At 72.3% G+C, this 10,915-nt stretch carries 11 protein-coding genes; 7 read left to right on the top strand and 4 right to left on the bottom strand.

The genetic code is table 11. From position 1 onward, the window contains the following. The 4 genes from rfaE2 to MCHUDSM44219_RS07055 form a co-directional block, all read left to right on the top strand. On the top strand, nucleotides 1-494 hold a 494-nt coding region (gene rfaE2, locus MCHUDSM44219_RS07070), incomplete at its 5' end, for a D-glycero-beta-D-manno-heptose 1-phosphate adenylyltransferase (protein WP_048417519.1). 3 nt (nucleotides 495-497) lie between these two features. Then, entirely contained in the window at nucleotides 498-1,208 is a 711-nt protein-coding gene (locus tag MCHUDSM44219_RS07065; RefSeq protein ID WP_048417518.1) for an SDR family oxidoreductase, read from the top strand. Then, on the top strand, nucleotides 1,199-2,158 hold the full coding sequence (locus MCHUDSM44219_RS07060) for a glycosyltransferase family 9 protein (protein ID WP_048417517.1): 960 nt from the start codon (nucleotides 1,199-1,201) through the stop codon (nucleotides 2,156-2,158). The genes MCHUDSM44219_RS07065 and MCHUDSM44219_RS07060 overlap by 10 nt, the downstream gene beginning before the upstream one ends. After that, complete coding sequence (locus MCHUDSM44219_RS07055; RefSeq protein WP_048417516.1) at nucleotides 2,155-3,459, top strand: UDP-glucose dehydrogenase family protein; 1,305 nt, start codon at nucleotides 2,155-2,157, stop codon at nucleotides 3,457-3,459. Before MCHUDSM44219_RS07060 ends, MCHUDSM44219_RS07055 begins: the two co-directional genes overlap by 4 nt. Here the strand turns inward: MCHUDSM44219_RS07055 and phoU are convergent. The 3 genes from phoU to MCHUDSM44219_RS07040 all read right to left on the bottom strand — a co-directional run bounded on the left by phoU (nucleotide 3,456) and on the right by MCHUDSM44219_RS07040 (nucleotide 5,988). Continuing rightward, a complete protein-coding gene (phoU, locus tag MCHUDSM44219_RS07050; RefSeq protein WP_048417515.1) occupies nucleotides 3,456-4,118 on the bottom strand; it encodes a phosphate signaling complex protein PhoU in 663 nt (220 codons plus the stop codon). The genes MCHUDSM44219_RS07055 and phoU overlap by 4 nt on opposite strands. 70 nt (nucleotides 4,119-4,188) lie before the next feature. Further along, nucleotides 4,189-5,298: an Rv2629 family ribosome hibernation factor gene (locus MCHUDSM44219_RS07045; protein WP_048417514.1), complete on the bottom strand. Its 1,110-nt coding sequence runs from the start codon at nucleotides 5,296-5,298 to the stop codon at nucleotides 4,189-4,191. Between the two features lie 39 nt (nucleotides 5,299-5,337). Then, nucleotides 5,338-5,988 carry a UdgX family uracil-DNA binding protein gene (locus tag MCHUDSM44219_RS07040; RefSeq protein WP_048417513.1) on the bottom strand — a complete coding sequence of 217 codons (651 nt, stop codon included), beginning with the start codon at nucleotides 5,986-5,988 and terminating at the stop codon, nucleotides 5,338-5,340. 260 nt (nucleotides 5,989-6,248) lie between these two features. Here MCHUDSM44219_RS07040 and MCHUDSM44219_RS07035 point away from each other — a divergent pair, with 260 nt between their 5' ends. The 3 genes from MCHUDSM44219_RS07035 to MCHUDSM44219_RS07025 all read left to right on the top strand — a co-directional run bounded on the left by MCHUDSM44219_RS07035 (nucleotide 6,249) and on the right by MCHUDSM44219_RS07025 (nucleotide 10,098). After that, nucleotides 6,249-7,037, top strand: coding sequence for a SigB/SigF/SigG family RNA polymerase sigma factor (locus MCHUDSM44219_RS07035; protein WP_048417512.1), 789 nt, complete (start codon nucleotides 6,249-6,251; stop codon nucleotides 7,035-7,037). Nucleotides 7,038-7,105: 68 nt separating this feature from the next. Then, nucleotides 7,106-9,448, top strand: coding sequence for a Tex family protein (locus MCHUDSM44219_RS07030; protein ID WP_048417511.1), 2,343 nt, complete (start codon nucleotides 7,106-7,108; stop codon nucleotides 9,446-9,448). Further along, nucleotides 9,445-10,098 (top strand): sensor domain-containing protein, encoded by a 654-nt coding sequence (locus tag MCHUDSM44219_RS07025; RefSeq protein WP_053081207.1) that lies wholly within the window; start codon nucleotides 9,445-9,447, stop codon nucleotides 10,096-10,098. The genes MCHUDSM44219_RS07030 and MCHUDSM44219_RS07025 overlap by 4 nt, the downstream gene beginning before the upstream one ends. On the opposite strand, the gene MCHUDSM44219_RS07020 is transcribed toward MCHUDSM44219_RS07025, so the two are convergent. Further along, on the bottom strand, nucleotides 10,099-10,752 hold the full coding sequence (locus MCHUDSM44219_RS07020) for a VldE C-terminal domain-containing protein (RefSeq protein WP_048417510.1): 654 nt from the start codon (nucleotides 10,750-10,752) through the stop codon (nucleotides 10,099-10,101). Nucleotides 10,753-10,915: the final 163 nt, after the last annotated feature.

Raw genomic sequence — 10,915 nt, 5'->3', positions numbered from 1 at the left:
GCCCCCTCGCCGGGGCCGACCACGGCGCCACCGACGCGGTCACGCTGGCCGGGCGACTGCGCGCCGAAGGGCGCACCGTCGTCGCCACCGGAGGCTGTTTCGACCTGCTGCACACCGGACACATCCGATTGCTGCGCACGGCAAGGGAATTGGGTGACGCCCTGATCGTGCTGATCAACTCCGACGACTCCGTGCGCGCCCTCAAGGGACCCAGCCGCCCGGTGATGCCGGCCGAGGACCGCGCCAGGGTGCTCGCCGCGCTCGCCTGCGTCGACGCCGTCGCCGTGTTCGACGAGGCGACGCCCGCCGACATCCTCGACGCCATCCGGCCCGACGTCTGGGTCAAGGGCGGCGACTACACCGCCGAGCAACTGCCCGAGGCCGACGTGGTGACCCGCCACGGCGGCGACGTCGTGATCGTGCCCACGGTCGCCGGCTACTCCTCGTCCGCCCTGATCGCCGCCGCGCGGTCGGGCCAACCCACGGAAAGGTAAGACATGACCGCACCCACCGCTACCACCCGCTCGCCGGGCGCCGTCCTGATCACCGGCGGCGCGTCCGGCTTGGGCGCCGCCGTCGTGGACGCCGTTGCCGCTCAGGGCGGTACGCCCCTGGTGCTGGACCGCGCCCGCCCGGCCGCCGACGTGAGCCACGTCTGCGCCGACCTCGCCGACACCGACGCCGTCGACGCCGCGGTCGCCAGCCTTGCCGAACAGGCCGGCGGGCAGATCGACGGCGTGTTCACCGCTGCAGGCATCGATTCCTGCGGCACGCTGCGCGACGTCCCCGCCAAGGAGTGGGAGCAGGTCGTCGTCGTGAACCTGCTCGGCACCGCCGCCGTGATCCGCTCGGCGCTGCCGTTCCTGAAGACCGGCAGCAGCCGCATCGTCACGGTCGCCTCCACGCTCGGCATCAAGGCGGTCAGCGACGCCACCGCCTACTGCGCCTCGAAGTTCGGCGTCGTCGGCTTCACCCGGGCACTGGCCGCCGAACTGGCCGGCGACATCGGCGTGACGCTCCTGATTCCGGGCGGCATGCACACACCGTTCTTCGACGGTCGCACCGAGCAGTACAAGCCGCCCGCCGACGCCAAGCTCAACCAGCCCGCCGACGTCGCCGCCACGGTGCTGTTCGCGCTGACCCAGCCGCCCGGATGCGAGATCCGCGAACTCGTGGTGTGCGCGTCCACGGAATCCTCATGGCCCTGACCAGATCTCCGGCCCACGATCCCCGCACCATCGTGGTGCTGCGGGCGCTCGGACTCGGCGACCTGCTGACCGGGATACCGGCGCTGCGTGGCCTGCGTCGGCGTTACCCGGCCGCGCGGCTGCTGCTGGCCGCGCCCCGGCAGTACCGCGAACTGGCGCTGCTGTCCGGCGCGGTGGACGACGTCATCGACACGCCGGGCCTGGGCCCCATCGCCGATGCACCGCAGGAACCCGACCTCGCCGTGAACCTGCACGGCCGGGGCCCGCAGAGCATCGCGGCGCTGGCCGCCCTGCGGCCGGCGATGCTGCTGACCCACCACCACGACGACCATCCCGACCTCGCCGGGCCGCCGTGGCGGCCCGACCTGCACGAGGTGGATCGCTGGTGCGCGCTGCTGCACTGGACCGGGATCGATTGCCGCGCCGACGATCTCGCACTCGATCGACCGGAGGGCTTCGCGGATCACTCCGACGTCGTCGTCATCCACCCCGGCGCCGGCGCCCCGGCCCGCCAGTGGCCCGCCCCGCGGTACGCCGAGGTGGCCGCGGCGCTGACCGAGGAGGGGTGCCGCGTCGTGGTCACCGGATCGGCGGCCGAGGCCGACCTGGTCGACGAGGTGGTGTCCCGGGCGGGACTGCCCCCGTCGGCGGTCTGGCCGCCGTCGGCCGGGTTGCCGGCGCTGGTCGCGCTGATCAGCGACGCCCGCCTGCTGATCTGCGGGGACACCGGGGTCGGGCACCTGGCCACCGCCACGGGGACGTCCTCGGTGCTGCTGTTCGGCCCGACCCCGCCGAAACTGTGGGGTCCGCGCGGGGACGGGCGGCATGTGGCGCTGTGGGCCGGCGATTGCGGCGACCCGCATGCCGAGACCCCTGACCCCGGGTTATTGCTGCTGTCGGTGCCGCGGGTGCTGGACGCCGCCCGCTCCACCCTCGCGGGGTGCCCATGAGCGGCGGCCTGCGCATCGGGGTGGTCGGCGTCGGCTACGTCGGCCTCACCACGGCGGTCTGCCTGGCCGGACGCGACCACGACGTCGTCGCGGTCGACATCGACGAGGCCAAGATCGCGCGGTTGAGCGCCGGTGTCCCGATCATCGACGAGGCGGATCTGCCCGATCTGCTGACGCGCACGATCGCCGCGGGCCGGCTGACGTTCCGCACTGACTACGAGGCGCTCGCCGACCGGGACGTGGTGTTCGTGTGCGTCTCCACCCCGAGCGGCCCGGACGGCGCCGCCGACCTGCGCGCCCTCGACGCCGCCGTCACCCGGCTTACCCAGGTGCTGCGCGCGGGCGCGGTCGTCACCATCAAATCGACGGTGCCGGTGGGCACCACCCGCCGGGTCGCGAAGAGGTTGCGCGCATACGGGATCGGCGCGGTGTCCAGCCCTGAGTTCCTGCGCGAAGGCCGCGCCATCGCCGACTTCACCCACCCGGACCGCGTCGTCGTCGGTGCCGACTCGGACACCGACGCGGCACTGGTGTGCGCCGCCTACGGCGCCGACCCGGCCACGGTGTTGCACATGAGTCCGGAGAGTGCCGAGCTGGCCAAGTACGCGAGCAACGCGTTCCTCGCGGTCAAGCTCTCCTACACCAATTCCCTTGCCCAGCTCTGCCGCCGGTACGGCGGCGACATCGGCGACGTGACCGCGTGCATGGGCGCCGACGCCCGTATCGGGCCCAGCTTCCTGCAGCCCGGACCCGGATGGGGTGGCTCATGTCTGCCCAAAGACACGGCGGCACTGGTGTTTTCGGCGCAAGCCCAGGGGGTGGCGATGGCCGAGGTGGAAGCCGCACGCACCACCAACGTCGCGCAGCCCGCCCGCATCGAGGCCGCGCTGCGGCAGTCCATGACCTGCCCGTTGCGCGATGCGCGGATCACGGTGCTGGGCCTGACGTTCAAGGCCGCCACCAGCGACACCCGGGATTCACCGGCGCTGGCGGTGTGCGCACACCTGGCGGCCGAGGGTGCCGCGCTGTACGGCTACGACCCCCGGCTACCGGCCATCGACGCCACGGTGCTGTCCTCGGCCGGGGTGACCGCGGTGGACGACCCGTACCGGGCCGCGAAGTCCGCTGACGCCGTGGTGGTGCTGACCGAGTGGCCACAGTTCCGGGACCTGGACTGGGCGGCGATCGCCGAACACGCCCCGGGCGCCGTCGTCGCCGACACCCGCAATCTGCTGGATCCCACGACGGTTGAGGCGGCAGGTCTTCGCTATCTGGGCAACGGGCGCGCGGACGGCTATTAGAGGCCGACGGGCTGCGCACCCAGCTGCGCGCCGGTGGCCTGGAAGTAGACGCGGCGGGCGATCTCGACGGCGTGGTCGGCGAAACGCTCGTGGAAGCGGCCGAGCAGCACCACATCGGCGGCGCCCATCGACCCGTGACGCCAGTGCGGTCCCACCACGCGGACGAACAGTTGCCGGTGCAGGTCGTCCATCCGCTCGTCACCGGCGCAGATCCGCTCGGCCAACGCGGCGTCACGGGCGCGTACCGCGTCACGCGCATCGGCGGCCAACTGCACCGCCGTCGAACCCATCTCGGTGAACAGGTCGGCCACCTCGTCGGGGACGGCCCGTTCCGGATACCGGCGGACGGCGGTGCGGGCCACGTGCGAGGCCAGCGCCCCCATCCGGTCGGCGTCCGCGCCGATGTGCAGCGCCGACACCACGGTGCGCAGATCACGCGCGACCGGCGCCTGCAGGGCGAGCAGGTGATACGCGCGGTCGTGCACCGACGTGCCCAGTGCGCTGAGCTCCGTCAGATCGACGCGCAGATGTTCGGCCTCGGACAGATCGGCGTCGAGCAGCGCCGTCGTCGCGGAACGCATCATCGTCGAGGCACGGCCACACATCTCGGCGAGATCGGTGACCAGGCTCTCGAGTGTGTCGTGGAATTCAGTGCGCATGGGGTACCCCGCGAGTAGACCGGTGCGATTGCGGTACCCGGACGCGCCGAAGCCAAACCCTGCAGCCGCCTCAGGACGCCGAGGAGCGCGGCGCATACCGCAGGATGGCGGCGACGCCGTCGCGAGGGGTCAGCCGCTCGTCGACACCGATGAGGTCGGCGTCGGTGCTCACCGCGGCGAAGGGGAGCGCCTCGTCGGCGCGGACGGTCACCGCCTGGCCCGCGCCCAGCTCCGACAGCACGTCCGGGTTCGGGGCGACCATCGTCGCGGAGTCGCCCACCACCACGGTGGCGTCCCCGAGCTCACCCATCAGCAGCGTCTCCACCGCACCTTCGCGCAGCGCCGCGCAGACGCCGGCCAGACCCTCGGTCGCCAGGCCCGAGCCGCGCTGCAACTCGGCGGTGAACCGCTGCGCGGCGTCGTCGATGACGTCGACGCGGCGCAGCCGCAGGTGGGTGTCGATGTCGTGGGCCAGGGCCTCGTCGTCGATGCTGCCCCGCGCGCCCGCGTTGACCTCGATCACCCGCTCGGCGACCCGCTTGGGCAGATTGGCCAGCAGATCGGCGCGCGAGCGGACCTCCCCGGCGACGAAGACGAACTCCGGATCGGTGTCCTCGTACACGGCCGTCACCTCGTCGGCGACCTCCTGCACGTTCTTCAGCCGGGCGCCTTCGGCGGTGCGCTGCGGGTCGCCGTATCCCGCCGATTCCGCGCCCGACGCCTTGTGCACCGGGTAGCGGTCACCCTCGAAGGTCAGCGTGCGCAGCGCGGATCCGTGGTGCACCGCGACATCGGCACCGGCGTGGTCGACGATCACCGTGAGGTAGGGCGGGTCGTCGACGCCGTGCACCACGGCGGGGATCAGGTACGGCAGGCGGGACAACCGTGCGGTGACCGTCTCCAGCGGCCGGATCAGCCGCTGGTCGAGCTGGACACCGTCGCGGGTGGCGACCACCGCGCGTCCGCCCCGCCCGACGACGGGGGGCGCTCCCTCCAGCGCGGCCCGGACGGTGTCGACCAGCTGCTCGTCGGCGCCCTGGGCGGAGAGTTCCTCGGTGATGGCGCGCCACCGCAGCTCCGCCTGCTTGCCGGCGTCGGCGGTGTCGTGGCTGTCGTCGACGTACACGGACGCGAAGGGGCCCTCGGCGTCGACCAGGGCGCGGAATCGGGTGGGCTGCATGGGGACCGGGTGCCCGTCGAGGTGCCGGACAAACGTCGCTCAGCCGGTCAGCAGTGTCCTCGCGAAGCGCAGATCGGCGACGAGCGAGGCAAAGGACTCCTCGCGTGCGTCGGCCGGGCCGCGCAACACCGCCGAGGGGTGCAGCGTGACGACGACCGCGGGATCGACACCCTGCGGCGCGTCGCCGGCGGGCAGGCGCAAGACCTCGCCGCGGTGGGCTGTCAGCCGGAAGTCGTTGCCCAGCAATGCCTTCGCGGCAGTCGCCCCGAGCAGGACCACCACCTCCGGCGTCACCGCCTGCAGTTCGGCGAACAGCCACGGCCGGCAGGACACCACCTCGGTGCGGCTCGGCGTCTTGTGGATCCGCCGCACCCCGCGCTCAGCCGGGACGAACTTGAAGTGCTTGACGGCGTTGGTGACGTACACCGGTTCGCGCGGCACCTCGGCCTCCCGCAACGCCTTGTCGAGCAACTTCCCGGCCGGACCGACGAACGGTTCGCCCGCGACGTCCTCGCGGTCACCGGGCTGTTCGCCGACGAGCATCAGCCGGGCGTCGGCCGGCCCCTGCCCGAAAACGGTCTGGGTGGCGTCGGCGAACAGGTCGCAGCCCCGGCAGGCCCGGGCGGCAGCGCTGAGGTCTGCGAGATCTCTGCTCGGCGGCACGTAGTCGGCGGCGGTGACGGACGGCATGTCCCGACGGATACCCCCGGTTCGGGCCGTCGAACGAACCTGCACGGCGTCGGGCGGGTCAGTTTACGAAGTGTTGCGTTTTCGGCGGGCAGCGACCGGCGGACCGCCCATACTTGAGGAGAAGGGTCTCGGCGTTTCCCGGGCACTCCCGAGAACGTTCCCGAGCCCTCGGCGCGGATGGTTCAACACCGATGCTTCCCGCCTCGGAGCAGCCATCTGGCTTCGGCCAGAGGCGGACGACGTTGAACAGGAGGCGACCGATGACGACACACGATCCGGACGGTGCGGACTTCCACGAGGCGTTCGTACGGCTGCGCGAGCTTCCCGAGGGATCGGCGGAGTGGGAACGACTGCGCACCCACATCATCGAGCGGTGCCTGCCGATCGCCGAGCGCATCGCGCGCCGCTACGACCGGCGCGGCGAGACCCACGACGACCTGGTCCAGGTGGCCCGGGTGGGTCTTCTGAATGCCGTGAACCGGTTCGACCCGGCCACGGGCAACGAGTTCCTGGCCTACGCCATCCCGACCATGCTCGGCGAGGTCAAACGCTACTTCCGGGACTGCAGCTGGTCGGTGAACGTCCCGCGCCGGCTCAAGGACCTCTATCCGGCACTGGGCCCGCTCACCGCCGAGCTCACCCAGCGGCTGGGCCGCGCGCCGACCGCGGGCGAACTGGCCGAGGCACTCGGCGTCGACCGTGCGGAAGTCGTGGAAACCCTCACGGCCGCTGCGGGCTTCAAGCCCCGCTCGCTGGACTACAGCACGGCGCGCGACGAGGACGAGGGCCCCACTCTCGTCGACCGGCTGGGCCAGCCCGATCCGGGCATCGGGTTCGTGGAGGACCGGGACGCGCTGCGCGCCCAACTCGAGACACTGCCCGAACGGGAGAACCGGATCATCGTGATGCGGTTCTTCGAGTCGCTGACCCAGTCCGAGATCGCCCAACGGATGGGCATCTCACAGATGCACGTGTCGCGGCTGCTGGCCCAGTCCCTGCGCCGGATGCGGGACGGGATGCTGGACGCACCGCGGGCGCACGTGGCGTAGCGCCGGAGAGGCACCGACCCGGTGCGTCCGTCGCCGCCCTGTCGGCGATCTTCGGTAGGGTCCTGCGCGTGACGACGAGCACCGCCGCAATCTCCGGCCCGACAAGCGTAAACGCCCGCCTCGCTGCGGAACTGGCCGTCGGAGAAGCACAGGTCGCGGCCGCTGTGCGGCTGCTCGACGAGGGCGCGACCGTGCCGTTCATCGCCCGCTACCGCAAGGAGGCCACCGGCAGCCTCGACGACGGCCAACTTCGGTCACTCGCCGAACGGCTCGCCTATCTGCGCGAGCTCGATGAGCGCCGCAACGCCGTACTGTCCTCGATCGCCGAGCAGGGCGCGCTGACCGACGAGCTCAAGGCCGCGCTGATGGCCGCCGACACCAAAGCGCGTGTCGAGGACATCTACCTGCCCTACAAGCCCAAGCGCCGCACCAAGGCGCAGATCGCCCGCGAGGCCGGGCTCGAACCGCTGACCGACCGGCTGCTCACCGACCCAGGCGTCGCACCCGAGCAGGCCGCGGCCGAGTTCGTGTCCGACGAGGTCACCGATGTGGCCGCCGCGCTCGACGGGGCACGCCACATCCTGGTGGAACGGGCCGCCGAGGACGCCGAACTGGTGGGCGCCGTGCGGGAGAGGTTCTGGCAGAACGGCTCCGCGCGGACCAAACCCGCCTCCGACGCCGTCGCGACCTCGGCCGCGGCACAGAAATACCGCGACTACTTCGACTTCACCGAGCCGCTGGACACCATGCCGTCGCACCGCGTGCTCGCGGTGCTGCGCGGCGAGAAGGAGCAGGTGCTCGCGCTGTCCCTGGACGGCGGCGACGACGTCGCCTATCAGGCGATGATCGCCGAAGCGCTCGGCATCGACCTGACCGCCGGCGCGCCGGCCACCCCGTGGCTGGCCGGCGCGGTGGGGTTCGCGTGGCGGACCCGGCTGTCGGTGTCGGCGTCGGTGGACGCGCGGGTGCGGCTGCGGCTGCGCGCCGAGCAGGACGCCGTCACGGTGTTCGCGCGCAACCTCAAAGACCTGCTCCTCGCCGCGCCCGCCGGTAACCGCACGACGCTGGGTCTGGACCCCGGCTTCCGCACCGGGGTCAAGGTCGCGGTCGTCGACGGCACCGGCAAGGTGCTCGACACCTGTGCGGTCTTCCCGCACCAGCCGCAGAAGCAGTGGGACGCCGCCAAGGCGGCGCTGGCCGCCCTGATCGCCCGGCACGGCGTCGAGCTGATCGCGATCGGCAACGGCACCGCATCGCGGGAAACCGATGCGCTGGCAACCGAACTCATCGCCGACATCCGCGCCACCGGCGCGGGCGCCCCGACCAAGGCCATGGTCAGCGAGGCGGGCGCCTCGGTGTACTCGGCGTCGGCCTACGCCGCGCACGAGCTGCCCGACCTCGACGTGACGCTGCGCGGGGCGGTGTCGATCGCGCGCCGGCTGCAGGATCCGCTGGCCGAGCTCGTCAAGATCGAGCCGAAGTCGATCGGCGTGGGCCAGTATCAGCACGACGTGACGCCCGGCATTCTCGCCCGCAGTCTGGGCGCCGTGGTCGAGGACGCCGTGAACGCCGTCGGCGTCGACCTGAACACCGCGTCGGTGCCGCTGCTGTCGCGGGTCTCGGGCATCACCGAGACCCTGGCCGAGTCGATCGTCGCCCACCGCGACCGGACCGGGCCGTTCCGCAGCCGCCGCAGCCTGCTCGACGTGCCGCGGCTGGGCCCCAAGGCGTTCGAGCAGTGCGCCGGCTTCCTGCGGATCCGCGACGGCGACGACCCCCTCGACAGCTCCGGGGTGCATCCGGAGTCCTACCCGGTGGTGCGCCGCATCCTGGACCGGGCCGGGATGAGTCTGACGGAGATCATCGGCAACGAGCGGGCGCTGCGTGGGGTGCGGCCCGCCGAGATCTCCGACGACCGGTTCGGTGTCCCCACGGTCACCGACATCCTCGCCGAGCTGGAGAAGCCGGGCCGCGACCCGCGGCCGGCGTTCACCACGGCGAGTTTTGCCGCGGGTGTGGAGAAGGTGTCCGACCTGAAGGTGGGCATGATCCTGGAGGGTGTCGTCACCAACGTCGCCGCGTTCGGCGCGTTCGTCGACGTCGGCGTGCACCAGGATGGTCTCGTGCACGTCTCCGCGATGGCCGACCGCTACGTGTCCGATCCGCACGAAGTGGTGCGGTCCGGGCAGGTGGTGCGGGTCAAGGTGGTCGACGTGGACGTCGACCGGCAGCGGATCGGGCTGAGTCTGCGGCTGACCGAGCAGACCCGTCCCGCACGCCCGGCGGCCGGCGCCAAGCGCCGGCCCGACAAGACCCCGCGCAGCTCGGGGTCGCCGCGGCGGGAGAAGGAGAACCCCCGCGCCGGCGGGTCCATGGCGCAGGCGCTCCGGGACGCCGGCTTCGGGCGGTGATCCCGCTGGCCCGGCTGGCACCGGTGGCGGCCGCGACGGTCGCCATCGCCCTCGCCGCCGGGTGCACGCGCCATATCGACGACGCGCGGCCGCAGCCGGCGTCGCTGGCCGCGCCGATCACGGTGCTGCAGGTCGGGGATCTGCTGAGCCCCGCCGTGAAGCGCGAGGAGGGCAACCTGTTCACCACCGCCACACCCGAGGAGTGCGCCGGGCCGGCGCGTGAGGTCGATCCGCCCTTCATCACCGCCGGCCGGCCGTTGGCCACCGCCGGCGGCCACTGGACCAGCGACGACGGCGCCGTGTTCGTCGAGGAGATGGTCGCGGTGTACCGGTCCGACTTCGACCCGGCCGCCGCGTTGAAGACCGTCGGCGAGACGGTCGAGTCCTGCCGCGGCACGCGGGTGACCGTCACGACGATGAGCGGGCACTCCTACGTGTTCGACGTGGCGCCCTCGGCGGCGCAGGCGCCGCGCGACAGCCTGCTGTGGAGCCTGCACGCCGCCGACTGGAACTGCGACAACACCTTCGTCGCCGCCTTCAACGCCGCTGTGGAGATCACCGCGTGCGGCGCAGGCGGCGGACCCGACATCGCGGCGCTCGCCGAGCAGGCGCGCCGGCGCATCGAGGCGCTGGCCAACACGACCGCCTGATCAGCCCAGGTACAGGCCGTGGCCGTCCGGATAGCCGCCGCCCACGGTCGCGATGTGCACGTGGTCGTAGTGGTTCGCGGTGTCCGAGCCGAGGTCGCTCATCCGGTGCGGGGCGCCGTGCGCGGGATACATCGTCTGGCGCCAGATCACGTGCGCGACGCCCAACCGGTCCGCGTTGCGCAGCACGAACGCCAGTACCGCGTCACCGAGCGTGATGCCGTCCGGGCTGCGGTGGTCAGGGATCATCACGTCGATCGCCAGACCGTCGGGATGCCATCGCAGATAGTCGGGGCGGACGCCGCCGATGCTCTGGACCTCCGGGAAGATCGCGCTGACGGCGCGAGCCACCAGGATCGTCTTCACCTGGAGCCCCGCCTCGGAGCCGACCGTCGGGGGTAAGGCGGTCTCGAGGTCACGGTGCATCGACCGCGAGGCTGCCAGCAGCAACCCGTCGTCGGCCGGGGTGGTGCGGTACTGCGTGGCGGCCGGAGGTTCGGCGATCAGCTCGGCGCAGCACCCGGACGGCGCGTCATGGGTGGTCGCCGACAGCGAATCCGCGCCGATGGACACCAGGGCGAGCGCCGGCAGCGCGACCGCGGCCGCGGGCGCCGACCATCTGCGGCGCCGTGGCGTGGCTAAGCGGTGTCTGCCCACGGGCGGGCACTTTACCTGCAGTTCTGTCGAACCCAGCAATCGTGGCGACGGGCGGCGGTCCCGTCGGCGCTGTTTGGGCAGGTCAGCCGGGGGAGTCACGGACGCGTTCGCCGAGCAGGAATCGGCCGGCGGCACTAGGCTCCCCGGCGGTGAGCAGCTGCAA

Source organism: Mycolicibacterium chubuense (assembly GCF_001044255.1).
In the GTDB taxonomy this organism is placed as follows: domain Bacteria; phylum Actinomycetota; class Actinomycetes; order Mycobacteriales; family Mycobacteriaceae; genus Mycobacterium; species Mycobacterium chubuense.
Note: the sequence above shows the minus strand (reverse complement) of the source record. Positions and strands in the feature narration are given on the sequence as shown.

What these genes read in the sequence shown, in the direction of transcription:
- MCHUDSM44219_RS07065 (WP_048417518.1), top strand. Translation starts at nt 498, where the DNA reads ATGACCGCACCCACCGCTACCACCCGCTCGCCGGGCGCCGTCCTGATC.
- MCHUDSM44219_RS07060 (WP_048417517.1), top strand. Translation starts at nt 1,199, where the DNA reads ATGGCCCTGACCAGATCTCCGGCCCACGATCCCCGCACCATCGTGGTG.
- MCHUDSM44219_RS07055 (WP_048417516.1), top strand. Translation starts at nt 2,155, where the DNA reads ATGAGCGGCGGCCTGCGCATCGGGGTGGTCGGCGTCGGCTACGTCGGC.
- phoU (WP_048417515.1), bottom strand. Translation starts at nt 4,118, where the DNA reads ATGCGCACTGAATTCCACGACACACTCGAGAGCCTGGTCACCGATCTC.
- MCHUDSM44219_RS07045 (WP_048417514.1), bottom strand. Translation starts at nt 5,298, where the DNA reads ATGCAGCCCACCCGATTCCGCGCCCTGGTCGACGCCGAGGGCCCCTTC.
- MCHUDSM44219_RS07040 (WP_048417513.1), bottom strand. Translation starts at nt 5,988, where the DNA reads ATGCCGTCCGTCACCGCCGCCGACTACGTGCCGCCGAGCAGAGATCTC.
- MCHUDSM44219_RS07035 (WP_048417512.1), top strand. Translation starts at nt 6,249, where the DNA reads ATGACGACACACGATCCGGACGGTGCGGACTTCCACGAGGCGTTCGTA.